Below are 22,598 nucleotides of genomic sequence, written 5' to 3' on the forward strand. Positions count from 1 at the left end.
CGCACCCCGCCGGGGCGTCTTCGCCGGCCGGCCCGTCAGGACAGCGGGATCGGCGTGAACATCGGGGGCTCCTCGTCCGGAGTGAGGGCGGTGGGGCCGTAGACCCAGTCGGTGAAGCCGTAGTCGTACACGTCCCGCTCGCGCAGGATCTCGTTGCGCCTCAGCCGCTGTTCGCCGTCCAGGTGCCACAGTGCGCCCCAGGCGCGCGCGGTCGTCTGCACCCGGCGGCAGTGTTCGACGCGGACCGCCTCGTAGGCGGCGAGCACGGCGTCCCAGTCCGGTCCGTCGGCCGTGGAGTGGCGGGCCGTGTGCCGGGCGAGCACCCAGCCGTCCTCGATCGCCATGACCGCGCCCTGCGCCATGTACTGCAGCGGAGGGTGGGCGGCGTCGCCGAGGAGGGCGATCCGGCCGTGCACCCAGGTGTCGACCGGGTCCCGGTCGAGCATCTGCCACCAGCGGTCCCGCCACATCAGCGGGATGCCCTTGCGGACCGTGTCGCAGGTCGCCTCGAACGCCGCGTCGAGCTCGTCGGGCGTTCCCCAGTCGTCCTGCCCGGCCAGCGCCTTCGGGGACTCGAACACGGCGACCTGGTTGAACATGTCGCCGCCGCGCAGCGCGTACTGCACGAAGTGGCAGCGCGGGCCGACGTGCAGGGTGACGTCCTTCTCCGCGATGCCGTTGGCCCGCACCTGGTCGATGGGGACCGCCGCGCGGTAGGCGACGTAGTCGGAGCTGACCACGTTGTCGCCGACCAGTTGGCGGCGGGCCACCGAGCGCAGCCCGTCGGCGGCGACGACGAGCCGAGCCTCCTCGACGCCCCCGTCCGCCAGACGGACCCGGGCACCGCCGTCGGTGTGCTCGTAGCCGACGACCGTGCGGTCGGTGAGCAGCTCGACGCCGGCGGCTCGGCAGGCGTGCAGGAAGATGCCGTGCAGGTCGCTGCGGTGGATGACCATGTAGGGGAAGCCGTAGTGCCGCTCCAGGTCCCGCAGGTCGAGGCGGGTCAGCTCACGGGCGTCGAGGGCGTCGCGCATCACCATGCTCTCCGGGAGCACGCCCAGGCTCTTCGCCTCGTCCAACAGGCCGTACTCGTCCAGGATGCGGGTGCAGTTGGGCGCGATCTGGATGCCGGCGCCGACCTCGCCGAACTCCTCGGCCCGCTCCAGGACGCGTACCCGCAGTCCCTCACGGGACAGGGCGAACGCGGTACTGAGGCCGCCGATGCCGCCGCCGACGACGAGGACGTCGGGGCCGGGCGGGGTGGGGGGTTGTGCAGGGTTCATCGTGTCTTCCTCGAGTCGAGTGGGGCCGGGCTCGGCGGTGGGCCCAGGCCCTGTCGTCACATTCCCGCCTGCCCGGCGGCGATGTGACGACAGGGCCTAGAGCCAGGGTCCGAGGGCCGGTGCCGGGCGGCCGTCGCCGGTGGTGGGGGAGCCGGGCCGGCCGGTGAGGTACGCCGTCAGCTCGTGCAGTGCTCCGGCGACCTCCACCGCCTCGCCCGTGCCGGGCAGTTCCCACCGGGCGTCGGCGTCCGTCGCCGTCAGGACCAGGGCCGGGCCGCGGCCGGCGGCGCGCCTGCCCACGACGTCCGCGCAGAGCGCGGCGAGGAAACCGGCCGGCAGGTCGGCGAAGGACACACCCGTGCCCAGGTCGACGGCGTGGACGCAGACCTCGCGGGACCGCATCCAGGGCAGTTCGGTCGCGGGCACGGTACGGCCCTGGGCGGTGACGACCGGTGCCTGCCACTGGTCCGCGCCGAGCGCGGCCATGGCCGCTTCGAGGCGCCGCGCCGAGTCGCGCAGCCAGGCCGTCAGCTCGGCGGCGGGCAGCACCGCGCCCTTCTCGATCCCCGCGGCACGCTCCTGTGGGGAGGCGTACATGGGGGTGGGCTCGCCGGTGGCGGCCCAGTGGACCAGGTTGCCGAGGGCGTCGGCGTTGGCCGCGACGTGTGCGACGACGTGCTTCCGGGTCCAGCCGGGCAGGGCGCTGGGCGCACCGAGCACGGCCTCGTCGGCGTCGGCCGCCCCGGCCAGCAGGCGGGTGCCGAGCCGGACCCACTCCCGGGCCTCTTCGAACGTACGGGACATCAGGCCGACTTCTCCTCGACGACCCGGTTCTCCAGGCGGCCGAGGCCCTCGATCTCCGCGACGACCGTCTCGCCGCCCCGCAGGTAGCGCTCCGGCCTGCGGGCGTGCCCGACACCGCCCGGCGTGCCGGTGGCGATGATGTCGCCCGGGTTCAGACGCACGATCGTCGAGACGTACTCCACCAGGTGCACCGGGTCGAAGAGCAGGTCGGCCGTGGAGTCGGACTGCATGACCTCGCCGTCCACGGTGAGGCGCACGTCGAGGGCGGGACGGACGCCGCCGGGCAGCTCGTCCGGGGTGACCAGGTACGGACCGACCGGCGTGCTGGAGTCCCACGTCTTGCCCTGGAGCCACTCGCGGGTGCGGAACTGCCAGTCACGGCAGGTGATGTCGTTCAGCACGGTGAAGCCGGCGATGGCCCGCTCGGCCTCGGCACCGGCGGCCCGGCGCACCGGGGCACCGACGACCACGGCGAGTTCGACCTCCCAGTCGAACTTCCCGGTCTCCTCGGGACGGGCGATGTCGTCCCGCGCGCCGATCAGCGAGTCCGCGAACTTCGCGAAGAGGGTGGGGTGCTCGGGCAGGTCCCGGCCCATCTCCTGGATGTGGTTGCGGTAGTTGAGGCCGACGCACACCACCTTGGACGGCCGCGGCACGACGGGTGCGAAGTCGGCGCCCTCGACGGCGTACGTCGTCCCGGCCGCCGCGGCGGCCCGCCCGGCCCAGTCGTCCTGGGCCAGCAGGGTGCCGACGTCGGGGACGCCGAGGTCGACCAGGACGTCGCCGTCCAGCTTCACGGCGCGGGTGGCGCCGTCGACACGGAGGGTGGCGAGCTTCATCGGGTGGTTCCTTCCACATGGGTGCGGTCGAGCCGGAGGGCCTCGAAGACGGGGGAGTCGCTGAACCGGAACAGGTCCAGGGCGCCGGAGTCGGAGTCGGTGGACCCGGCCTCGGAGCGCACGGAGAACGGCTGCCAGGACGGGACGACGAACAGGTCGCCGCGGGTCACCGACCACGAGACGTCGCCGACGGTGACGGTGCCGGAGCCGTCGAAGACCTGGTAGACCGACGAACCGGTCTCGCGCACCGGCGCCGTCTGCGCGCCCCGCGCGACGCGGTGCATCTCGGCGCGCACGGTGGGCAGCACATCGGCACCGGTCGCCGGGTCGCTGAACCGGACGGCGGCGTGGCCGGGCTCGACGGTGCCGCCGAAGCCCTCGGCCTCCAGGGCGAGCTGGTCGGCCAGCGCCCGGTCGGTGTGCTCCCAGCGGTAGGCGAGCAGCGGGGAGCCGGGACCGGTCGCCCCGGCGGAGACCGGTCGCAGGCCAGGGTGGCCCCACAGCCGCTCGGCGCGCGAGCGGTCCGGCGTGATGCGCTCGGCGTCACTGATCTCGTCGCGGCCGAACTCGAAGAACTGCGCCTCGGTGACGTACTGGAACGGGATGTCCAGCCCGTCGATCCAGGCCATCGGCTCGGCGGTGGCGTTGTGGTGGGCGTGCCAGTTCCAGCCGGCCTGCGGGAGGAAGTCGCCGCGCCGCATGGCGACCGGGTCGCCACCCACGACCGTCCACACGCCCTCGCCCTCGACGACGAAACGGAACGCGTGCTGGGTGTGCCGGTGCTCGGGGGCGTCCTCGCCCGGCATCAGGTACTGGATGGCCGCCCACAGCGTCGGCGTGGCGAACGGCCGTCCGCCGAGCGACGGGTTGGCCAGCGCGATGGCCCGGCGCTCGCCGCCGCGGCCCACCGGCACGATGTCGCCGGCCTGCGCGGCCAGCGCGCGCAGCCGCTCCCAGCGCCAGAGGTGGGGGACGGCGCGCGAGCGCGGACGGGCGGGCATGAGGTCGCCGATCTCGGTCCACAGCGGAACGAGCAGCTCCTGCTCGAAGCCCCGGTACAGCTCCTCGAGCGCCGGGGTGACCTCGGGCTGGTCCGCCGCGGAAACGGCCTGGAGCCGGACGGGGGAGGAGCCCGTGGCGGTGTCTGGAGAGACGGTTTCGGAAGCGAGGGAGGAAGTCACGGGCACAGCCTGCTCCCGAGTCCGCAGCGAGGACATGTAGATTCTGGAGAGCAGAATCGCCTCCCACGAGGTCGCTCGGGGGTGGAGTCTGCGAAGAGAGGAGTTGCCGTGGACAAGCCGCTCAAGAACCCGCCGGCCTACGCCATCGCCAGCGTCGACCACGCCCTGCGCGCCGCCACGATGCTCCAGCTGGAGGGCGCGCTGACCGTCTCGGAGATCGCCGAGCGCCTCGGTGTGGCCCGCTCGACCGCGCACCGCCTGCTGGCGATGCTGGTCTACCGGGACTTCGCCGTGCGCGACGACCACCGCGTCTACCACGCCGGCCCCGTCCTCGAGCTGGCCGCGCACTCCCGCTCCCAGGTCTCCCTGCTGCGCGCCGCGGCCCTGCCCCACCTCCACCGGGTCGTCGACCTGCTGAACGAGACGGCCAACCTGACCATCCGCACCCGCGACACCGCCCGCTTCATCGCCAGTGTCGAGTGCACCCAGGCGCTGCGGGTCGGCTCCCGGGAGGGCATGGTCTTCCCCGCCCACCGCACCACGGCCGGGCTGCTCCTCCTCGCCCGGCTCACCGACGAGGAGCTGGACGACGTCTACGCCCCCGAGCGCTACCGCGACCGGCCCGCCGACCGCCCGTACCTCGCCGCGCTCCGGCCCGAGCTGGAGCGCGTCGGCCGCAGCGGCTTCGCCGTGAACCAGGAACGCTCCGAGCGGGGACTGGTCGCGGTGGGCGTCCCGGTGTGCGACGAGGACGGTACGGCCGTGGCGGGCCTGTCGGTGTCGATGCCGAGCGTGCGCTACGACCCGCGCGGCCTCCGTTCCCTGGTCGCGACGCTCAACGCGGCGGCGCGGGCGCTGGAGGCGGACCTGGCGACGAGGCGCTGATCCGCCCGGACCCGCCGGGAGCGCGGGCGCGCTGCCCTCGGTGTGGCGGTTTCGCCGACGCGCGCCGGGTACCCGGGAAGCGGTTTACCGGCCCGGGTGCGGGCTACGCGGCCTGCACGCGGACCGTACCGACAGCCTGGGAGGCGTGACCATGACACGGCGCATCCGAGACGTGATGTCACCGGCGGCGGTGGCCGTCGAGCCCATGACCACGGTGGCGCGGGCGGCCCGGCTGATGCGCGAGGAGGACGTCGGCGACGTCCTGGTGACCTACGACTGCGATCTGTTCGGTGTGCTCACCGACCGCGACATCGTGCTCCGCGGCGTCGCCGAGGGGCGCGACCCCGACGACACCACGGTCGGCTCCGTGTGCACGCCCCCGCCCGTCGTCACCCTGGAACCGGACGACACCACCGACCACGCCGCCGAGCTGATGCGACGCCACGCCGTGCGCCGGCTCCCGGTCGTCGAGCACGGCGGTGTCCCGATCGGCGTGGTCAGCCTCGGCGACCTCGTGGCCTGCGACGACCCGCACTCCGCCCTGGCGGACATCAGCAGGGCCGCCCCCGACCACTGACGGAGGGACCGGCATGAGCGACCGACGCCCCCGATGGGCCGCGGAACCCGCCCCTCGCGGGCGGTCCGGCGCGTTCGGTCGCCGTTTCCCCCGCACCGGCACCGAGCCGACGACCGCACAGAGCCCGCTGCGCCTGCGCCGGCTGCTGTCGGCCGTCTTCGTGCCCTTGTTCGTCGCGGGGGCCGCCTTCTTCGGCGTGTGGGCCGCGGACGCCGGCCCCGGGGACAGTCCCGGGCGCGGCAGCCTGGTGGTCCTCGCCGTCGTGTGCGCGGCGTTCGCCCTGATGGCCGCGGCCGACCTGCTGGTCGTCAGCCGCCGGCTGCGGCGCGAACGGGGCACCGACGCCGCGGGCAGCGGCGTTGCACGCTGACCCGACAGACCCGAGAGGGGACGGAGGAAGCGACATGGCTCCCCTGGCACGAACATCCGAGGCCGGCACCCGGGAGGACCGCCGCGCCCCTGCCCGGACCGCGCGGCTGCGCACCCGGATCCCCGAACCCGACGAGGAACCCGACCTGCTCGGCCAGTACCTCGCCCAGATCGGGGCCACCCCGCTGCTCACCGCGGAGGAAGAAGTACGGCTGGCGCAGCGCATGGAGGCGGGCGTACGGGCCATGGAGGAGCTGGAGGCGGCCGACACCGGCGAGCCCGCCCCGACGCCCGCGCGGCGCCGCGCACTCGAGGAGACCGTCCACGACGGCCAGGCGGCCAAGGACCACATGGTGCGGGCCAACCTGCGGCTCGTGGTGTCGATGGCCAAGCGCCACGCCCACCGCGGGCTGCCCCTCCTGGACGTCATCCAGGAGGGCAACCTCGGACTGATCCGGGCCGTGGAGAAGTTCGACCACACCAAGGGCTTCAAGTTCTCCACGTACGCCACCTGGTGGATCCGCCAGGCCATCGAACGGGGCCTGGCGACCCACGCGCGGACCGTACGGCTGCCGGTGCACGTCGTGGAGCAGTTGCAGAAGCTCGCCAAGGTCGAGCGGGGGCTGCGCGCGAGCCTCGACCGCGAGCCGACCGCCGAGGAGGTGGCCGCCGAGAGCGGCATCGACCGGGACAAGGTCGTCTGGCTGCGCCGCGTCGGACGGGACGCGGTCAGCCTGGACACGCCGGTGGACGACACCGGCGAGACCGTCGTCGGCGACCTCATCGCCGACACCGAGGTGCTGCAGGCCCCCGAGGTGGCCGAGTTCCAGGCGCTCGCCGCGGAACTGCGCGAGGCCGTCGGCACCCTCGCACCCCGCGAGGCCCTGATCCTCAGCCTGCGCTACGGCCTGCACGACGGCCGCACCCGCACCCTGCACCAGGTGGCCCAGCACGTGGGTCTGACCCGCGAGCGCGTCCGCCAGCTGGAGAAGGAGTCGCTCGCCCACCTCCGCGCCCCCGAGACCCGCGACCGCCTGCTGGACTGGGCGAGCTGACCTCAGCCGCCCCCCATCCGCAACCGCGCCCCCTGCCGCAGCAGTTCCCGCTGGACCAACCGGTACGGCAGGCCGCGCGGCCCGCGCCCGTGCCGGACGGTCAGCGCCGCGCACACGCCCGCCGCCTGGCCGGTCGCCATGGCGATGGGCATGACCCGGTACGACGAGTGCGCCACGTGCGTCCCGGAGATGCAGCGCCCGGCCACCAGCAGCCGTTCGGTGTCCCGGGGCACCAGACAGCGCAGCGGGATGTCGTAGAAGCTGCCCCGCGGAACCCGTTTCAGGACGGTGCCGGAACCGCGCGGATTGTGGATGTCGACCGGATAGGCACCGTGCGCGACGACATCCGGGAAGGTGCGCGCGGCCAGGATGTCGTGGCCGGTCAGCTGGTAGTCGCCGAGGACGCGCCGGCTCTCCCGCACGCCGATGTGCGTGCCGCTCTGCACCACGTACGACTCCTCGAACCCGGGCACGCGGGTGCGCAGGAAACGGTCGATCTGGGCCAGCTGGCGCCGGGCGGTGTACTCGGCGCGGGTGAGGTCCCACACGCTGGTGCCGAGCACGCGGTTGACCCGGGTGCTGTTGACGGCGACCTCCCGCGGATGCGGGGTGGCGAAGAAGAGGATGTCCTCGCGCGGCAGCCGCAGCTCGCCGTCCGCCCGCGCCTCCTCGATCAGGTCCCACAGGCCGTGCACGCCCCGCCACTGGTCGGGATGGGCCCGCACGTAGTCGGCGAAGTCCGGCCGCGCGAAGTCCGCGACGCGGAACATCAGCGTCATGGGCTGCACCAGCCCGTCCTCGGGCCGGCCGATCTCGTACGGCGCCCCGCAGGCCGTCGCGACGTCACCGTCGCCCGTGCCGTCGACGACCACCCCGGCGTCGATCACCACCGGCCCCGACTTGGTCTCGAACACCACCCGCCAGCCGGAGCCGTCGTCGAGGGGCAGCGCGCCGGAGGCGAAGGCGTGGAAGAGCATCCGCACCCCCGACTCGTCCATCATCTCCAGCAGGGAGGACTTGAAGAGCTCCGGGTCGAACGGCACCGTGTACCCCGTCTTCGGGGAGGGCGGCAGGCAGCCGCCGCGCCCCATGAGGCGGTCGAGGAGCTGCCACAGCACGCCCGCGACCACCGGTTCACCCTCGCCGTGGTCGGTGGGCAGCAGCCGCGAGGTGTCCCCGGACTCGGTGAAGGCGGCCTGCTTGTGCTCGTTGTGGAACGACATCAGCGGCATCACCAGCGCGACGGTCGCGTTGCCGCCGAGGAACCCGTACCGCTCCACCAGGACGACGTCGGCCCCGGCGTCGGCCGCGCCGACCGCGGCGGCGAACCCCGAGGGACCGCCGCCCACCACCAGGACGTCGCACCGGCCCCCGTGCCGGGCGGGCCGCGGCGGCAGGGTGACCGTGCGGGGCTCGCGGGGCTCTTCCAGGATCGGCATCGCTCTCCTCTTCGGTCAGGCGTGCCCAGGGGTCAGGCGTGCAACGGGCGCGGCTCGGCGGCGTACGTCTCGTGCGCCGCCGCGCGGGTCCGCGGACCGGCGTCGATCTTGTCGAGCAGACACCCGCAGCGCGCGCAGGTCTCCCCGGCCGCCGCGGACAGCTCCCGCATCCGGGACCGCAGGTCCTCCCGGCGCTGCGGGTACTCGTCCCACATCCGGTCCACCTCCGCCAGCAGCAGCCCGGCCTGCTCCCGCGCCACGCCCACCAGCGCCGGGGCGCCCAGCCGGCGCGCGAAGTCGAAGACCTTGCCGGAGTAGGGCAGCGGCAGCACCGGTACTCCCGTGAGCGCCGCGAAGATCACGAAGTGCAGCCGCATGCCGACGGCCACGTCCAGATGGCGCATGAACCCGAGGACCTGCCCCGGGCTGTACTCGCCGTGCAGGATCCGGCCCTTGTCCGGCGCGGTCATGTGGGAGAGCACGGCGTGCGCGTGCCGTACGTCGTGCCGCTCCATCGGCAGGAACACCACGTGCGCGTCCAGCCGCCGGACCAGGAAGTCCGCGACGTCGGCGAGCAGCGCGTGGTAGTCGCCCTCGTCCAGCTTCTCGGCGGCCCGGCCCGGCTCGCGCACCGACATCCCCACCAGCCGGGCGCCGGAGGGGATGCCCTCGTCGCGCATCATGGCCTCGGTGAAGGGTTCGGGGGCCAGCAGCAGGGCCGGGTCGGCGGTGACCGTGACCTCGCGTTCCAGACCGACCTCCTCCAGTACCAGCCGGGACTCCTCGTCCCGGACCACGACGTCGTCCATGTCGGCCAGGACCGTGCGCACCGCGTCCCGGTCCTCGGCGTCCGTCAGCGGCCCGGCGCCGACGGCGTACGCGAAGGTCGGCACGCCACGGGTCTGCGCCGCGCGCACCAGCCGCAGATAGCGCCGGGCCTCGCCGTTGTAGAGGATGCCGCCGCCGCCCAGCACCAGCAGATCCAGACCGGGCAGCACGTCGAGGACGTGGTTGCGGCTGACGCCCTCCCAGGGCACCACCTCGTCGGCCTCGCCGTGATGGATGCGGGTGTGCTCCGCGTTGCGGCTCAGGACGACGAGGTGCGCGTCGGGCCGCTGGGCGCGCAGACAGCTCAGGACGCAGGTCAGGATGGCCTCGTCGCCGGTGTTGAAGCCGCCGTACGAGCCGAGCACGCCGATGCGCGGGCCCGGCCGGGCGGGGTGCGGAGGTGAGGGGGCAGTGGTCATCCGGGGGCTCCCGTCACGTCGGAGTCGGCCGGTCCGCCGGCCTCGGCGCGCAGGCCGCGCACGATGCCGGGTTGCCTGCGCCGCCCGGCGGAAACACCCTGGCGCACGTCTATGGAGCCCGGTTGTGGGGCCGGTCACGGGGCCGGTGCGGGCCGGCCGCGGGAGACGACGCGCGTGCCCCGGTCGTCGACGACGCGGACCTGCAGCGAACCGCAGGCGCACCGGGTCCACACCGTGCCGCCCGCGCCGGTGGCGTGCGTGGACACGACCTGGAAGGGCTCGGCAGCGTCGGGCCAGCCGCAGTGCGGGCAGACGAGACCGGTCGTGCTGGGCATGAAGACTCCTCGGGCGTCGGGGTGCTGTGCGTGGTTGTCGTGCGTGTTTGTCGTGCGGGGGGATTGATCGACCGTCACGACACTGACAGGGTGCGGCCCGATGTCCGTTCACGTCCAGGTTGACTTTACGGACCTCGGCGTGAAGCGTGGACTTCATGATTGACCTGCGCAGGCTGCACGTCCTCAGGGCCGTCTCCCACTACGGCACGGTCACCGCGGCGGCACACGCCCTCCACTTCACCCCGTCCGCCGCCTCGCAGCAGATCCGGCAGCTCGCCCGCGAGCTGGGCGTCGACCTGCTGGAACCGCAGGGCCGCGGGGTACGGCTCACGCCCGCCGCCGAGAGCCTGCTCGGGCACGCCGACGCCATCCAGGCCCGCTGGGAAGAGGCCGAACTCGATCTGCGCGCGGGGGAGGGCGTGCCCGCCGGGCCGCTGCGGGTGACGGGGTTCTCGACGGCCGTCTCCGTGCTGCTCGCCCCCATGGCCGCGCGGCTGCGCGAGCGGCATCCGCGGCTGTCCTTGCGGATCCGGGAGACGGGCGTCGCGGAGAACTTCGACCTGCTCTTCGAGGGGGAGAGCGATCTGGCGGTGGTGGAGGCGACGCCGCGCAACCCGCCGGCGGCCGACGCGCGCTTCGACCAGCGCCCGCTGCTGGACGACCCGTTCGACCTGGTCGTCCCGGAGGACCACCCCCTGGCCGGCCGGGACGGGGCCGACCTCGCCGACGCGGCGCACGAGCCGTGGATCGCCCCCGTACCGGAGACCCCCTGCCGCACGCACGTGATGTCGGCGTGCGGAGCCGCCGGCTTCACCCCCGACGTGGTCCACCACGCGCTGGACTGGAACGTCACCGCCCACCTGGTCGCCCACGGGCTCGGCGTCGCGCTGATCCCCCGGCTCGCCCGGGTGCCTCCCGAGCTGCCGGTCGTCCGGGTGTCCTGCGCGGGCCGGCCGCACCGCAAGCTGCTGACCTGCACACGTCGCGGCGGTCACCGGCGTCCGGCGGTCGCGGCCGCGCTGGAGGAACTGCGCTCACTGGCCGCGACGGCGGTGTCCTGACAGACGGCGGTGGCCCGACGCACGCACGTCGGGACCGGAGCTCACGCGAGCCCCGGTCCCGTACGAAAGGTGGCGCCGGTCAGGCGGCGACGGCCTCGTCGGCGTGGCCGTGCAGCCGGGTGACGACCTCGGTCAGCTGGGCCGCGACCTCGGCGTCGTCCGCCGGGTGGGTCTCGGCGAAGCGGGTCACCGAACCGGGGATGGACAGCTTGATGTCCTCGATCACCTTGCCGCCGGCGATGCCCACGGCCTTGCGCGTGTCGTCCTGCGCCCACACGCCGCCGTACTGGCCGAAGGCGGTGCCGACGACGGCGGCGGGCTTGCCGGAGAGGGCACCGGCGCCGTACGGACGGGACAGCCAGTCGATGGCGTTCTTCAGGACGGCCGGGATGGTGCCGTTGTACTCGGGCGAGAAGTACAGGAACGCGTCGGCGGCCTGGGCGGCCTCCCGCAGCTTCACGGCGGCGGCCGGGACGCTGCCCTCGACGTCGATGTCCTCGTTGTAGAAGGGGATGTCTGCCAGCCCCTCGAACAGCTGCACCTCGGCGCCCTCCGGCGCGAACTTGGCGGCCGCCTCGGCGAGCTGGCGGTTGTGCGAACCGGCGCGAAGGCTGCCGACGAGGGCAAGAATGCGGACAGACATGACTACTCCCACTGCTGGAACGGGCGCCGCTGAAACACGGCCGTAACGATCCGGACCGAGGTCCGTTTAATTTCTAACACCTCAAACGGACCGCGGTCCAGTTTTCTTCCCGGTGCTTTACGCTGGCTTCATGTCCGCCGCCCTGCCGCCCTTCCCGAAGCCCCAGGAGACCCCCGGCCCGCCCGAGTTGCTGCGACTCGGTACGAGGACCGAGGAGGACGAGCCCTGCCTGCGCGCCGACGCCGCGCGCAACCGCGCCCGACTGCTGGAGGCCGCCGCGCGGCTGGTCGCCGAGCACGGCGCGGCCGGCGTCACGATGGAGGCGGTGGCCGCGGCGGCCTCGGTGGGCAAGGGCACGGTCTTCCGCCGCTTCGGCGACCGCACCGGCCTGCTCATGGCCCTCCTCGACCACTCCGAGAAGAAGTTCCAGGCCGCCCTCCTCGGCGGCCCGCCGCCCCTGGGGCCGGGAGCGCCGCCCGTCGAGCGGCTGCGCGCCTTCGGCTGCGCGGCGCTGCGCCGCAGCATCGACGAACTGGACCTGCAACTGGCCGCCGAGCCGAGCGCGGAACGCCGCTACACCTCCGCCCCGCGCCGCTTCCTGCGCGGCCACGTCGCCCTGCTGCTGCGACAGGCGGTCCCGGACGCGGACGGCGAGCTCCTCTCCCACACGCTGATGGCGTACCTCGACGCCGCCCTGATCCACCACCTCACCGAACAGTGCGGAGTGTCCCCGGCGCGCCTGGAGGCGGGCTGGCTGGACCTGGTCGCGCGGGTGACCCGCACCTAGCGTCCGGTCCGGTCCGTTCCGACGACGTTCCCCCGCCCGCCGCCCCGCATCAGGCTTCTGCCAAGATGCCGTACGTCATGGTGCAGATACCGAATACGCCCGAGCCCGCGTCCACCTCCGCACCGCGCTCCGTCCCCACGAGCGCCGATGTGGCCCGACTGGCCGGCGTCTCGCGCGCGACCGTTTCCTACGTCCTCAACAACACCAGCGCCGTCCGGATCAGCGAACCCACCCGCCGCCGCGTCCACGAAGCCGCCCGGGAGCTCGGATACGTCCCGCACGCCGCGGCCCGCTCCCTGCGCGCCGGGCACAGCCGCACCGTCCTGATGCCCGCGCCGTCCTTCCCGGCCGGCCCGCTCTACAGCCGCTTCCTCAGCGAACTCCAGGCCGCCCTGGGCCGCCTCGACTACACCGTCGTGCAGTACGGCACGGTGGGCCTGCACGGCGACGACGCCGCCCGCGCCTGGGCCGAGCTGCGCCCCGTCGCCGTCCTGGTGCCCGGCTTCGACCTCGGCCCGCAGGGCGTCGAGGTCCTCAAACGCTCCGGTGCCCGGGCGGTCGTCACCCTCGGCCCCGCGGCCGTCGACGGTGCGCACGCCCTGCTCATGGACCACGAGGCCGTCGGACACAGCGCCGCCCGCCACCTCCACGACCGCGGACGCCGCAGGATCGGCGTCGTCGTCCCCGCGGAGGAGGGCCTCGAGCTCTTCTCGGCACCACGCCTCGAAGGCGCCCGCCGCGCCGTGCACGGCACCGACGCCACCGTCACACCGCTGCCCCTCGCCTACGAGGAGCGGGACGCCGCCCGGCTCGCCGCCCGCTGGAAGTCCCTCGGTCTCGACGCGGTGTACGCGTACAACGACGAGTACGCGATGCTGCTGATGCGGGCCCTCCAGGACGAGGGCCTCGCCATTCCCGGGGACGCGGCCGTGATCGGCGCCGACGACCTGATGCTGGGCCGCCTGCTGAGGCCCCGGCTGAGCACGGTCCACCTGGAGCTGCCCTCCGGGCGCGACCTGGCCGCCCTCGTCGACCGCGCGGTCCACGACCCGGGCGCCGCGCCCGAGCGGCACAAGGTGCTGGGCGCGACGGTGGTGCACCGCGAGTCGAGCTGACCGGGCTCCTACCGGCCGTTCTGCCCGGCCTGGCCACCCGCCTGCGCCTGCTGCTCGGCGACCGCCTTGCGGACCTCGTCCATGTCCAGCTTCCGGGCCTGCCCGATGACGTCGGTCAGGGCCTCCTCGGGCAGCGCGCCCGGCTGGGAGAACACCGCCACCTGGTCCCGCACGATCATCAACGTCGGAATCGACTGGATACCGAAGGCCTGCGCCAGCTCGGGCTGCGCCTCCGTGTCCACCTTGCCGAACACCAGGTCGGGATTGGCCTCGGCCGCCTTCTCGTAGACCGGGGCGAACTGCCGGCAGGGGCCGCACCACGCCGCCCAGAAGTCGATCAGGACGAACTCGTTGTCCGTGACCGTCTGGTCGAAGTTCTCCTTGGTGAGCTCCACGGTGCTGCTCATGGCGTGATCCCTCTTCCTGGGTTCGGGGGCGAAGCCGTCGGCACAACACGGCCGACCTGGTGGGTATTCCGCGCACGTACCCATGTGGCCACGCCGCACACCACCCACCAGACTGGCCCCATGACGCAATCGGATTCCATCGCGTACGACGTCGTGGTGATCGGCGCGGGCCCCGTGGGGGAGAACGTCGCCGACCGCACCCGCGCGGCCGGGCTGTCCACGGCGATCGTGGAGAGCGAACTGGTCGGCGGCGAATGCTCCTACTGGGCGTGCATGCCCAGCAAGGCCCTGCTGCGCCCGGTCCTCGCCCGCGCGGACGCCCGTCGCCTGCCCGGTGTCCGCCGGCTGGTGCAGGACCCCCTCGATGCCGAGGCCGTCCTCGCCCGCCGCGACGAGTACACCTCCCACTGGAAGGACGACGGCCAGGTCCAGTGGGTGGAGGGCATCGGGGCCGACCTGTACCGCGGTCAGGGGCGGCTCGCCGGGCCGCGCACGGTGGAGGTGACCGCGCCCGACGGCACCCGCCGCGTCCTGACCGCCCGGCACGCCGTCGCCGTCTGCACCGGCAGCGCCGCCGCCCTGCCCGGCCTGCCCGGGCTCGCCGAGGTGCGTCCCTGGACCAGCCGCGAGGCCACCAGCGCCGAGAGCGTGCCCGGGCGGCTGCTCGTGGTCGGCGGCGGGGTGGTCGCCGTCGAGATGGCCACGGCCTGGCAGGCCCTCGGCTCCCGGGTGACGCTCCTGGTGCGCGGCAACGCCGGACTGCTGGCCCGCATGGAGCCGTTCGCCGGTGAGCTGGTCGCGGAGGCGCTCACCGAGGCCGGCGTCGACATCCGCACCGGAACGTCCGTCGAGTCCGTGACCCGCAAGGGCGGCACCGTCGTCGCCGTCACCGACACCGGCGACCGCTTCGAGGCCGACGAGATCCTCTTCGCCACCGGCCGCGCCCCCCGCACCGGCGACATCGGCCTGGAGACCGTCGGACTGGAACCGGGCTCCTGGCTCCCGGTCGACGACAGCCTCCGGGTGGACGGCCACGACTGGCTCTACGCCGTCGGCGACGTCAACCACCGTGCCCTGCTCACCCACCAGGGCAAGTACCAGGCACGCATCGCGGGCGCCGCCATCGCCGCCCGAGCCTCCGGGGTGCCGGTCCTGGAGTCCGGCCCCTGGGGCGCGCACGCCGCGACCGCCGACCACGAGGCCGTCCCGCAGGTGGTGTTCACCGACCCCGAGGCGGCCTCCGTCGGCCTGTCGCTGGCCGAGGCCGAACAGGCCGGGCACCGCGTCCGCGCCGTCGACGTCGACCTCGCGACGGTGGCCGGCGCGAGTCTGTACGGCGACGGCTACAAGGGCCGCGCGCGCATGGTCGTCGACCTGGAGGAGGAAATCGTCCGCGGCGTCACCTTCGTCGGCCCCGGCGTCGGCGAGATGCTCCACTCCGCGACCGTCGCCGTCGCCGGCCGGGTCCCCCTCAGCCGCCTGTGGCACGCGGTCCCGTCGTACCCCACCATCAGCGAGGCATGGCTCCGCCTACTGGAGGCCTACCGGGACAACTGACGTAGCCGCGGGCAGTCGTGCCGCTGGGGCGGCACGGGTGGGCGCGGCGGCACCCCGCAACGCCGGGCTGCGCACCCACCCACCCCGGTAGCCCGGCGGTGCGTCAGACCGCCGGGCCCGGCAGCCCGAACCCCAGCGCCCCCGCCGCCCGCTCCACCGTAGGCTGCCCCCAGAACTCGGCCACCGCCCTGTTCGAAGCCAACGACCGCAACTCCGCCCGGTCCAGATACAACGTGCCGTCAAGATGATCCGTCTCGTGCTGCACGATCCGAGCCGGCCACCCCGAGAACACCTCGTCCACCACCCGCCCCTGCTCGTCCCACGCCCGCAACCGCACCTCCGCATGGCGCGCCACCACTGCCTGCCACCCCGGCACGCTCAGGCACCCCTCGAAGAACGCGGCCCGGGCGGGCCCGACGGGCTCGTACGACGGATCGACCAGCACCCGGAACGGCTGCGGCACCCGCCCGCGCGCCACCCGCACCTCGTCCGGCACCAGCGCCGGATCCTCGATCACCGCGATCCGGAGCCCCACCCCGACCTGCGGCGCGGCGAGGCCGACCCCCGGCGCCGCGCGCATGGTGACCCGCAGCGCCTCGACGAACCGCGCCAGCAGCGCCGGCGCCAACTGCCCGTCGAAGGGTTCGGCCGGCCGCCGCAGCACCGGATCACCGGCTGAGACGATCGGCAACGGGCCGTCGGCGGCGAGCAGTTCCTCGACCCGCTCGGCAAGGTCCGCGTGCTCACTCGGAGTTCCCATCGCGCCAGCATGCCACGGCACATGACGGCCACCGGCACCGCACATGTGACGCACGACACAAAATCGCCCGGGAACCCGGCGCCCTCCGGCTCCGACCACTGGGACCACCCGTTCCCCACGACGTCCCCGGAGCGCTCACCGATGACCACCACCTCCCCGACCCCCACCGACGAGCCCCCAGGACCCGCCGCCCCGCCACCCACCCCCGCGAAACGGTCCGCCCTGCGCCCCCTCGTCCTGCGCCTGCACTTCTACGCCGGACTGTTCGTGGCCCCGTTCCTGCTGATCGCGGCGACCACCGGCCTGCTCTACGCCGCCTCGTTCCAGGCCGAGAAGATCGTCTACGCGCACGAGCTGACCGTCCCCGCCGTCGGCGACCGGAAGCTGCCGATCTCCGAGCAGGTCGCCGCCGCCCGCGAGGCCCACCCCGAGGGCTCGGTCTCGGCCGTACGCCCCTCACCCGAGGCCGACGCCACCACCAGGGTGCTGCTGTCCGGAGTCGAGGGAGTCGACCCGGACCACACGCTCGCGGTGTTCGTCGACCCGTACACCGCGAAGGTGCGGGGCTCTCTCGAACAGTACGGCTCGACCGGCGCTCTGCCGCTGCGCACCTGGATCGACGAATTCCACCGGGACCTGCACCTGGGCGAAACCGGGCGCCTGTACAGCGAGTTCGCCGCCAGCTGGCTGTGGGTGATCGCGGGCGGTGGCCTGGTGCTGTGGTTCTCGCGCCGACGGGCCCGGCGCAAGCTGCGCGGCACCAGCGGCCGCCGCCGCACCCTGGGCCTGCACGGCACGGTCGGCGCCTGGGCCGCGGCCGGGTTCGTCTTCCTCTCGGCGACCGGCCTGACCTGGTCGACGTACGCCGGGGCGAACATCGAGGACCTGCGGGTCGCGCTCGACCAGACCACGCCGTCGGTGTCCGCTGCGGTCGCCGGGGGAGGCGAGCACGCGGGCCACGGCGCGGCGGCGGGCGCCGGCGGGGACGCCGCACACGGGGTCGGCCTCGACAAGGTCCTGGCCGCCGCGCGCTCCAAGGGCCTCGGCGACCCCGTGGAGATCGTCCCGCCGGCCGACGCGTCCTCCGGCTACGTCGTCAAGCAGGTGCAGCGCAGCTGGCCCGAGAAGCAGGACTCGGTCGCCGTGGACCCGGCGACGGGCGAGGTCACCGAGGTGCTCCGCTTCGCCGACTACCCGGTGCTCGCCAAGCTCAGCCGCTGGGGCATCGACCTGCACACCGGCAGCCTGTTCGGCCTGGCCAACCAGATCGCCCTGATGCTGCTGGCACTCGCCCTGATCCTGCTGATCGTCTGGGGCTACCGCATGTGGTGGCAGCGCGGCCGGGGCTCCGCCTTCGGCCGCCCGATCCCGCGCGGCGCCTGGCAGCAGATTCCACCCCAGCTCTTCGTCCCGCTGCTGGCCGCCGTCGCCGTCCTCGGCTACTTCGTGCCGCTGCTGGGCATCCCGCTGGTCGCGTTCGTGGCCGTCGACGTCGTGCTCGGGGAGATCGCCCACCGGCGGGGGAGGCGGACGTACTGATGCGGTGGGGGTGAGAGATCACCTCCCTCACCCCCACCGTGTGGCGCCCGGCTCAGACCTCGGCGGCCCCGGCGAACTCGCCCGCCAGGGCGGAGGCGATCCGCAGCTGCGCGTCGGCCTCCGCCTGCCGCCCCTGCCGCTCCAGGGTGCGGCCCAGCATCAGCCGCGCGTAGTGCTCCACCGGATCACGCTCGACGATCACGCGCAGCTCGGCCTCCGCTCGCCGCAGTTGCGCCGAGTGGTAGTAGGCACGCGCCAGCAGCAGCCGCGGCCCGGTCTGCTCGGGCACCTCGCCGACCAGCCCGCTCAGGACACGCGCCGCGGCGGCGTAGTCCTTGGCGTCGAAGAACATCTGCGCGCGCTCCCAGCGCTCCGCCGGCGTTCCGTGGTCGTAGTACGTCGTTTCCACTCGTGACCTCCTTCGACCCACTGCAACCACGCCACATGGTGGAACATTCCGAGGTGTGACGGGCGGGAGACGGTCTGACGCGAAGGGCCGTCCGGGTCTAGGTTGGCCCCCATGAGCAACCTTGATCGCGAGGCGGTTCCCGCCCTGTGCGGCGGCCGCGGCTTCGTGGTGGCGGAGCCCGTACGCGAACTCCTCAGCCCCCGCCACGTCAAGCTCGGTGAGTCCACCGAGGTCCGCCGACTGCTGCCCAACCTGGGCCGGCGCATGGTCGGCGCCTGGTGTTTCGTCGACCACTACGGCCCCGACGACATCGCCGACGAGCCCGGCATGCAGGTGCCGCCGCATCCGCACATGGGTCTGCAGACGGTCAGCTGGCTGCACGAGGGCGAGGTGCTGCACCGCGACTCCACCGGCAGCCTGCAGACGATCCGCCCACGCCAGCTCGGCCTGATGACCTCCGGCCGTGCGATCAGCCACTCCGAGGAGAGCCCCCGCTCGCACGCCCGCTACCTGCACGGCGCGCAGCTGTGGGTCGCCCTCCCGGACGCCCACCGCCACACCGACCCGCACTTCGAGTTCCACGCCGAGCTGCCCCTCGTCACCGCCCCCGGCCTGACCGCCACCCTGCTCCTCGGCACCCTCGACGGCACCACCTCGCCGGGCACGACGTACACCCCCCTCGTCGGCGCCGACCTGACCCTCGCGCAGGGCACGGACGTACGCCTGCCGCTGGAGCCGGACTTCGAGTACGCCGTCCTGTCCATGTCCGGCGAGGCCCACGTCGACGGCGTGCCGCTGCTCCCCGGCTCGATGCTCTACCTCGGCTGCGGCCGCGCCGAACTGCCGCTGCGCGCCGCGTCCGACGCGAGCCTGATGCTGCTGGGCGGCGAGCCGTTCGAGGAGGAGCTGATCATGTTCTGGAACTGGATCGGGCGCTCCCAGGACGAGATCGAACAGGCCCGGCGGGACTGGATGGAGGGGTCGCGATTCGGTGAGGTGCAGGGGTACGACGGGGCTCCACTGCCCGCTCCCAAGTTGCCGGCGGTGCCCCTGAAGCCTCGGGGACGGGTCCGCTGACCGGTGGTCCGCCCGTCCATTAAGGTCTGTTTCGGATAATCCACCTCGGATCGATGTGCCCTACGCTGGCGGGTATGACCGCCATGACTCCCACGCGTACCGAACCGGACCTGTCGTTCCTCCTCGACCACACCAGTCACGTGCTGCGGAGCAAGATGTCCGCCGCCCTCGCCGAGATCGGCCTGACCGCCCGCATGCACTGCGTGCTCGTTCACGCCCTGGAGGAGGAGCGCACCCAGATCCAGCTTGCCGAGATCGGGGACATGGACAAGACGACCATGGTGGTGACGGTGGACGCCCTGGAGAAGGCGGGCCTGGCCGAGCGGCGCCCCTCCAGTACGGACCGGCGGGCCCGGATCATCGCGGTCACCGAAGAGGGTGCCCGCGTCGCGGAGCGGAGCCAGGAGATCGTCGACCGCGTCCATCGCGAGGCCCTGGCCGCGCTTCCCCGCGCGGACCGGGAGGTGCTTCTGAGGGCACTGAAACACCTGGTGGAGGGGGCTCTGGCGACACCGGTCGAGGCCCCGCGCACCGCCCGCCGGGCCCGCCAGTCGAAGTAGGCCCGGAGGCGGGGCGGGAGGCAGCCCCAAACTAAGACCGAAAAAAATAGTCTGCAACAAAACCATCTGCTACGGTCTCTCCTGTCGCCCAACTGACAGGAGAGACCGCATGCTTGCCACATCCGCCTCCGCGTCCCCGCTCACGTCCCCCACCCCGCGCTCACGCCGCCTCGCCCTCGGAGTCATCGCCACCGGGATGCTGATGATCATCCTCGACGGCTCCATCGTGACCGTGGCCATGCCGGCCATCCAGAACGACCTCGGGTTCACCCCCGTCGGGCTCAGCTGGGTCGTCAACGCCTACCTCATCGCGTTCGGCAGCCTGCTCCTGCTGGCCGGCCGGCTCGGCGACCTGATCGGCCGCAGGCGCATGTTCCTGGCCGGCACCGCCGTCTTCACCGCCGCCTCGCTGCTGGCCGGAGCGGCCATCTCGCCCGCCGTGCTGATCGCCGCCCGCTTCCTCCAGGGAATCGGCAGCGCGATGGCGTCGGCCGTCAGCCTGGGCATCCTCGTGACGCTGTTCACCGAGCCGGGGGAGCGCGCCAGGGCCATCGCCGTCTTCAGCTTCACCGGCGCGGCGGGCGCGTCCATCGGACAGGTCCTGGGCGGCGTGCTCACCGACGCGCTCAACTGGCACTGGATCTTCCTCATCAACCTGCCGATCGGCATCACCGCACTCGTGATCGCCGTACGTGTCCTGCCCCGTGACGCCGGTGTCGGCCTCAAGGCGGGCGCGGACGCCCTCGGGGCGGTTCTGGTGACCGCGGGTCTCATGCTCGGCATCTACACCGTCGTCAAGGTCGAGGAGTACGGCTGGAACTCGGGCCGCAGCCTCGGCTTCGGCGCTCTCGCCGCGGTGCTGCTCGCCGCGTTCGTCGTACGGCAGGCCACCGCGAGGAACCCGCTGATGCCGCTGCGGATCTTCCGCTCGCGCAGCGTCCTGGCCGCCAACCTGGTGCAGATCCTGATGGTCGCCGCGCTCTTCTCCTTCCAGATCCTCGTCGCCCTGTACCTCCAGAAGGTGCTCGGATACGGCGCCGCCGAGACCGGCCTCGCGATGCTCCCGGCGGCAGCCGTCATCGGTGCCGTCTCCCTGGGAGTCTCCGCCCGCCTCAATGCCCGCTTCGGTGAGCGCAACGTCCTGCTGGCGGGCATCGTGCTCCTCGTCGGCGTCCTCGGCCTCCTCACCCGCCTTCCCGTGCACGCGAGTTATGCCGTCGACCTCCTCCCGGTCATGCTGCTCGCCGCGGGCTTCGGCCTCGCGCTGCCGGCGCTGACCACGCTCGGCATGTCCGGCGCGAACGAGAAGGACGCCGGTCTCGCGTCCGGGCTGTTCAACACCACCCAGCAGATCGGCATGGCGCTGGGCGTAGCGGTCCTGTCCACCCTGGCCGCCTCCCGCACCGGGACCCTCGTGGCCGAGGGCAGGTCGGCGGGCGAGGCACTGACCGGCGGCTACCGGCTCGCCTTCGCCGTGGGCGCGGGGCTCCTGGTCGTCGCCTTCGCCGTCGCCTTCACGATGCTGCGCCGCCCCGAGCGGCCGGGCGTCCGCGAGCCGGCCGCCGACGCGCCGGCACTCACCCACAGCACGGCTGTCTGACCCGCCCTCTCCGACCCTCCGCACCGCACCCACCGAAAGGCCGATCCCATGCACGAGAACACCACCGCCGGGACCACCACGGGCACCACCGCGAACGACGGCCCGGCCCCTCGGGCGCTCACCGACCAGGAGGCCTCCCAGCTGCTGCGGCAGCAGCAGTTCGGCGTACTCGCGAGCGTCAGGAGCACCGGCCACCCGCACCTGACGACCGTCCTCTACGACTGGGACGCCGAGGAGCGTGTACTGCGCGTCTCCTCCACCGCCGACCGCCTCAAGGTCCGCCAACTGCGCCGCGACCCGCACACCTCGCTGCACGTCAGCGGCCCGGACGTCTGGTCGTTCGCCGTGGCGGAGGGCGAGGCGGAGATAGTCGATCCGGCCGACGGGGCGCCCCCGGAGGAGCAGCCGCTGCCCGACCGGCGTGTGGTGATCCGGATCCGGGTCTCCCGCCTGTACGGAACCGCCCTGGACTTCCCCGCCCAGGACTGAGGGGTCGGCCCGAGGCGCTCCGCGACGGCTCGGCGTGCCGTCGCGCATGCCCGCCGCGGTGGCGGGTACGACCCCTCCCGTACGGGGCGTCGCGGAAGCGGCCGACGAGCGAGGAGTGTCGCAAGTGATTCGAAAGCTGCAGGCGGTCGCGTTGGACTGCGCCGATCCGGTACGGCTCGCGGAGTTCTACGCGGAACTGCTCGGCGGGCGGGTGGTCATGGATCCGGACGACGCCGACTGGGTCGAGGTGCACGGGTTCGAGGGAACGCCGCTGGCCTGCCAGCGAGTGGACGGCTACCTGGCGCCCGAATGGCCCGGCCAGGAGCGCCCGCAGCAGCTCCACCTGGATTTCGACGTGGACGACCTCGACGGCGAGGAGAAGCGGGCACTCGCCCTCGGAGCGACCGTGCTGGAGCGGACGGACCAGCTCCACCCGGAGGCCAACTGGCGGGTGTACGCGGATCCGGCCGGCCACCCCTTCTGTCTCTGCCTCCACTGAGCAGGAGGGGCCCCGGGACGTCTGCGAACCGCCCCGTCGCCGGTTTCGATGATCAAGGCCCGCCGGATCACCGTGGCGACT

The 22,598-nt window shown here is 73.4% G+C and carries 25 protein-coding genes; 14 read left to right on the plus strand and 11 right to left on the minus strand.

Going from position 1 to position 22,598, the window contains the following annotated elements:
- Positions 1-35: 35 nt before the first annotated feature.
- The 4 genes from ACIGO6_RS06625 to ACIGO6_RS06640 form a co-directional block, all read right to left on the minus strand.
- Positions 36-1,283, minus strand: coding sequence for an FAD-dependent oxidoreductase (locus tag ACIGO6_RS06625; protein WP_399872227.1), 1,248 nt, complete (start codon positions 1,281-1,283; stop codon positions 36-38).
- Between the two features lie 96 nt (positions 1,284-1,379).
- Positions 1,380-2,087: a maleylpyruvate isomerase family mycothiol-dependent enzyme gene (locus ACIGO6_RS06630; protein ID WP_399872229.1), complete on the minus strand. Its 708-nt coding sequence runs from the start codon at positions 2,085-2,087 to the stop codon at positions 1,380-1,382.
- Complete coding sequence (locus tag ACIGO6_RS06635; RefSeq protein WP_399872230.1) at positions 2,087-2,926, minus strand: fumarylacetoacetate hydrolase family protein; 840 nt, start codon at positions 2,924-2,926, stop codon at positions 2,087-2,089. Before ACIGO6_RS06635 ends, ACIGO6_RS06630 begins: the two co-directional genes overlap by 1 nt.
- Positions 2,923-4,107, minus strand: a complete 1,185-nt coding sequence (locus ACIGO6_RS06640) for a cupin domain-containing protein (protein WP_399872232.1) — start codon at positions 4,105-4,107, stop codon at positions 2,923-2,925. Before ACIGO6_RS06640 ends, ACIGO6_RS06635 begins: the two co-directional genes overlap by 4 nt.
- A 108-nt stretch (positions 4,108-4,215) precedes the next feature.
- On the opposite strand from ACIGO6_RS06640, the gene ACIGO6_RS06645 reads away from it, so the two are divergent.
- The 4 genes from ACIGO6_RS06645 (at position 4,216) to ACIGO6_RS06660 (ending at position 6,993) form a co-directional block, all read left to right on the plus strand.
- The gene (locus ACIGO6_RS06645) at positions 4,216-4,992 is read left to right on the plus strand and encodes an IclR family transcriptional regulator (RefSeq protein WP_399872234.1); all 777 of its coding nucleotides are present in this window, start codon (positions 4,216-4,218) and stop codon (positions 4,990-4,992) included.
- 151 nt (positions 4,993-5,143) lie between these two features.
- Positions 5,144-5,569, plus strand: a complete 426-nt coding sequence (locus tag ACIGO6_RS06650; RefSeq protein WP_399873587.1) for a CBS domain-containing protein — start codon at positions 5,144-5,146, stop codon at positions 5,567-5,569.
- Positions 5,570-5,582: 13 nt separating this feature from the next.
- Positions 5,583-5,939, plus strand: coding sequence for a DUF6343 family protein (locus ACIGO6_RS06655; protein ID WP_399872236.1), 357 nt, complete (start codon positions 5,583-5,585; stop codon positions 5,937-5,939).
- Between the two features lie 34 nt (positions 5,940-5,973).
- The gene (locus ACIGO6_RS06660; protein ID WP_399872238.1) at positions 5,974-6,993 is read left to right on the plus strand and encodes an RNA polymerase sigma factor RpoD/SigA; all 1,020 of its coding nucleotides are present in this window, start codon (positions 5,974-5,976) and stop codon (positions 6,991-6,993) included.
- Between the two features lie 2 nt (positions 6,994-6,995).
- On the opposite strand, the gene ACIGO6_RS06665 is transcribed toward ACIGO6_RS06660, so the two are convergent.
- The 3 genes from ACIGO6_RS06665 to ACIGO6_RS06675 form a co-directional block, all read right to left on the minus strand.
- Positions 6,996-8,432: an FAD-dependent oxidoreductase gene (locus ACIGO6_RS06665; protein WP_399872241.1), complete on the minus strand. Its 1,437-nt coding sequence runs from the start codon at positions 8,430-8,432 to the stop codon at positions 6,996-6,998.
- A gap of 32 nt (positions 8,433-8,464) precedes the next feature.
- On the minus strand, positions 8,465-9,679 hold the full coding sequence (locus ACIGO6_RS06670; RefSeq protein ID WP_399872244.1) for a polysaccharide pyruvyl transferase family protein: 1,215 nt from the start codon (positions 9,677-9,679) through the stop codon (positions 8,465-8,467).
- 134 nt (positions 9,680-9,813) lie between these two features.
- The gene (locus ACIGO6_RS06675; protein ID WP_399872246.1) at positions 9,814-10,014 is read right to left on the minus strand and encodes a hypothetical protein; all 201 of its coding nucleotides are present in this window, start codon (positions 10,012-10,014) and stop codon (positions 9,814-9,816) included.
- Between the two features lie 155 nt (positions 10,015-10,169).
- Between ACIGO6_RS06675 and ACIGO6_RS06680 the strand changes: the two genes are divergently transcribed.
- Positions 10,170-11,075: a LysR family transcriptional regulator gene (locus ACIGO6_RS06680; RefSeq protein ID WP_399872248.1), complete on the plus strand. Its 906-nt coding sequence runs from the start codon at positions 10,170-10,172 to the stop codon at positions 11,073-11,075.
- Positions 11,076-11,154: 79 nt separating this feature from the next.
- Here ACIGO6_RS06680 and ACIGO6_RS06685 read toward each other — a convergent pair whose 3' ends face one another.
- Complete coding sequence (locus tag ACIGO6_RS06685) at positions 11,155-11,718, minus strand: NAD(P)H-dependent oxidoreductase (protein ID WP_399872251.1); 564 nt, start codon at positions 11,716-11,718, stop codon at positions 11,155-11,157.
- A 130-nt stretch (positions 11,719-11,848) separates the two neighbouring features.
- On the opposite strand from ACIGO6_RS06685, the gene ACIGO6_RS06690 reads away from it, so the two are divergent.
- Positions 11,849-12,505, plus strand: a complete 657-nt coding sequence (locus tag ACIGO6_RS06690; protein WP_399872253.1) for a TetR/AcrR family transcriptional regulator — start codon at positions 11,849-11,851, stop codon at positions 12,503-12,505.
- A gap of 77 nt (positions 12,506-12,582) precedes the next feature.
- Complete coding sequence (locus tag ACIGO6_RS06695; protein WP_399872256.1) at positions 12,583-13,620, plus strand: LacI family DNA-binding transcriptional regulator; 1,038 nt, start codon at positions 12,583-12,585, stop codon at positions 13,618-13,620.
- An 8-nt stretch (positions 13,621-13,628) separates the two neighbouring features.
- On the opposite strand, the gene trxA is transcribed toward ACIGO6_RS06695, so the two are convergent.
- On the minus strand, positions 13,629-14,027 hold the full coding sequence (trxA, locus tag ACIGO6_RS06700; protein WP_399872259.1) for a thioredoxin: 399 nt from the start codon (positions 14,025-14,027) through the stop codon (positions 13,629-13,631).
- 120 nt (positions 14,028-14,147) lie between these two features.
- Here trxA and ACIGO6_RS06705 point away from each other — a divergent pair, with 120 nt between their 5' ends.
- Complete coding sequence (locus ACIGO6_RS06705; RefSeq protein ID WP_399872261.1) at positions 14,148-15,584, plus strand: dihydrolipoyl dehydrogenase family protein; 1,437 nt, start codon at positions 14,148-14,150, stop codon at positions 15,582-15,584.
- Between the two features lie 103 nt (positions 15,585-15,687).
- On the opposite strand, the gene ACIGO6_RS06710 is transcribed toward ACIGO6_RS06705, so the two are convergent.
- Positions 15,688-16,344, minus strand: coding sequence for a peptide deformylase (locus ACIGO6_RS06710; protein ID WP_399872264.1), 657 nt, complete (start codon positions 16,342-16,344; stop codon positions 15,688-15,690).
- 141 nt (positions 16,345-16,485) lie between these two features.
- Between ACIGO6_RS06710 and ACIGO6_RS06715 the strand changes: the two genes are divergently transcribed.
- Positions 16,486-17,883, plus strand: coding sequence for a PepSY-associated TM helix domain-containing protein (locus ACIGO6_RS06715; protein ID WP_399872266.1), 1,398 nt, complete (start codon positions 16,486-16,488; stop codon positions 17,881-17,883).
- 52 nt (positions 17,884-17,935) lie between these two features.
- On the opposite strand, the gene ACIGO6_RS06720 is transcribed toward ACIGO6_RS06715, so the two are convergent.
- Positions 17,936-18,292, minus strand: coding sequence for a tetratricopeptide repeat protein (locus ACIGO6_RS06720; RefSeq protein WP_399872269.1), 357 nt, complete (start codon positions 18,290-18,292; stop codon positions 17,936-17,938).
- A 111-nt stretch (positions 18,293-18,403) separates the two neighbouring features.
- On the opposite strand from ACIGO6_RS06720, the gene ACIGO6_RS06725 reads away from it, so the two are divergent.
- The 5 genes from ACIGO6_RS06725 (at position 18,404) to ACIGO6_RS06745 (ending at position 22,517) form a co-directional block, all read left to right on the plus strand.
- Positions 18,404-19,369, plus strand: a complete 966-nt coding sequence (locus tag ACIGO6_RS06725) for a pirin family protein (RefSeq protein ID WP_399872271.1) — start codon at positions 18,404-18,406, stop codon at positions 19,367-19,369.
- 74 nt (positions 19,370-19,443) lie between these two features.
- Positions 19,444-19,929 (plus strand): MarR family winged helix-turn-helix transcriptional regulator, encoded by a 486-nt coding sequence (locus tag ACIGO6_RS06730; RefSeq protein ID WP_399872274.1) that lies wholly within the window; start codon positions 19,444-19,446, stop codon positions 19,927-19,929.
- A 109-nt stretch (positions 19,930-20,038) separates the two neighbouring features.
- Complete coding sequence (locus tag ACIGO6_RS06735) at positions 20,039-21,529, plus strand: MFS transporter (protein ID WP_399872277.1); 1,491 nt, start codon at positions 20,039-20,041, stop codon at positions 21,527-21,529.
- A 48-nt stretch (positions 21,530-21,577) separates the two neighbouring features.
- Positions 21,578-22,018, plus strand: coding sequence for a pyridoxamine 5'-phosphate oxidase family protein (locus tag ACIGO6_RS06740; protein ID WP_399872279.1), 441 nt, complete (start codon positions 21,578-21,580; stop codon positions 22,016-22,018).
- A gap of 124 nt (positions 22,019-22,142) precedes the next feature.
- On the plus strand, positions 22,143-22,517 hold the full coding sequence (locus ACIGO6_RS06745) for a VOC family protein (RefSeq protein WP_399872281.1): 375 nt from the start codon (positions 22,143-22,145) through the stop codon (positions 22,515-22,517).
- Positions 22,518-22,598: the final 81 nt, after the last annotated feature.

The sequence above is a fragment of the Streptomyces sp. NPDC053750 genome, from assembly GCF_044544295.1.
GTDB lineage: Bacteria > Actinomycetota > Actinomycetes > Streptomycetales > Streptomycetaceae > Streptomyces.

Excerpts from the sequence above, each read along its gene's own strand:
- ACIGO6_RS06625 (WP_399872227.1), bottom strand. The coding sequence starts at position 1,283 with ATGAACCCTGCACAACCCCCCACCCCGCCCGGCCCCGACGTCCTCGTC.
- ACIGO6_RS06630 (WP_399872229.1), bottom strand. The coding sequence starts at position 2,087 with ATGTCCCGTACGTTCGAAGAGGCCCGGGAGTGGGTCCGGCTCGGCACC.
- ACIGO6_RS06635 (WP_399872230.1), bottom strand. The coding sequence starts at position 2,926 with ATGAAGCTCGCCACCCTCCGTGTCGACGGCGCCACCCGCGCCGTGAAG.
- ACIGO6_RS06650 (WP_399873587.1), top strand. The coding sequence starts at position 5,144 with ATGACACGGCGCATCCGAGACGTGATGTCACCGGCGGCGGTGGCCGTC.
- ACIGO6_RS06655 (WP_399872236.1), top strand. The coding sequence starts at position 5,583 with ATGAGCGACCGACGCCCCCGATGGGCCGCGGAACCCGCCCCTCGCGGG.
- ACIGO6_RS06660 (WP_399872238.1), top strand. The coding sequence starts at position 5,974 with ATGGCTCCCCTGGCACGAACATCCGAGGCCGGCACCCGGGAGGACCGC.
- ACIGO6_RS06665 (WP_399872241.1), bottom strand. The coding sequence starts at position 8,432 with ATGCCGATCCTGGAAGAGCCCCGCGAGCCCCGCACGGTCACCCTGCCG.
- ACIGO6_RS06670 (WP_399872244.1), bottom strand. The coding sequence starts at position 9,679 with ATGACCACTGCCCCCTCACCTCCGCACCCCGCCCGGCCGGGCCCGCGC.
- ACIGO6_RS06675 (WP_399872246.1), bottom strand. The coding sequence starts at position 10,014 with ATGCCCAGCACGACCGGTCTCGTCTGCCCGCACTGCGGCTGGCCCGAC.
- ACIGO6_RS06680 (WP_399872248.1), top strand. The coding sequence starts at position 10,170 with ATGATTGACCTGCGCAGGCTGCACGTCCTCAGGGCCGTCTCCCACTAC.
- ACIGO6_RS06685 (WP_399872251.1), bottom strand. The coding sequence starts at position 11,718 with ATGTCTGTCCGCATTCTTGCCCTCGTCGGCAGCCTTCGCGCCGGTTCG.
- ACIGO6_RS06690 (WP_399872253.1), top strand. The coding sequence starts at position 11,849 with ATGTCCGCCGCCCTGCCGCCCTTCCCGAAGCCCCAGGAGACCCCCGGC.
- ACIGO6_RS06695 (WP_399872256.1), top strand. The coding sequence starts at position 12,583 with ATGGTGCAGATACCGAATACGCCCGAGCCCGCGTCCACCTCCGCACCG.
- trxA (WP_399872259.1), bottom strand. The coding sequence starts at position 14,027 with ATGAGCAGCACCGTGGAGCTCACCAAGGAGAACTTCGACCAGACGGTC.
- ACIGO6_RS06705 (WP_399872261.1), top strand. The coding sequence starts at position 14,148 with ATGACGCAATCGGATTCCATCGCGTACGACGTCGTGGTGATCGGCGCG.
- ACIGO6_RS06710 (WP_399872264.1), bottom strand. The coding sequence starts at position 16,344 with ATGGGAACTCCGAGTGAGCACGCGGACCTTGCCGAGCGGGTCGAGGAA.
- ACIGO6_RS06715 (WP_399872266.1), top strand. The coding sequence starts at position 16,486 with ATGACCACCACCTCCCCGACCCCCACCGACGAGCCCCCAGGACCCGCC.
- ACIGO6_RS06725 (WP_399872271.1), top strand. The coding sequence starts at position 18,404 with ATGAGCAACCTTGATCGCGAGGCGGTTCCCGCCCTGTGCGGCGGCCGC.
- ACIGO6_RS06730 (WP_399872274.1), top strand. The coding sequence starts at position 19,444 with ATGACCGCCATGACTCCCACGCGTACCGAACCGGACCTGTCGTTCCTC.
- ACIGO6_RS06735 (WP_399872277.1), top strand. The coding sequence starts at position 20,039 with ATGCTTGCCACATCCGCCTCCGCGTCCCCGCTCACGTCCCCCACCCCG.
- ACIGO6_RS06740 (WP_399872279.1), top strand. The coding sequence starts at position 21,578 with ATGCACGAGAACACCACCGCCGGGACCACCACGGGCACCACCGCGAAC.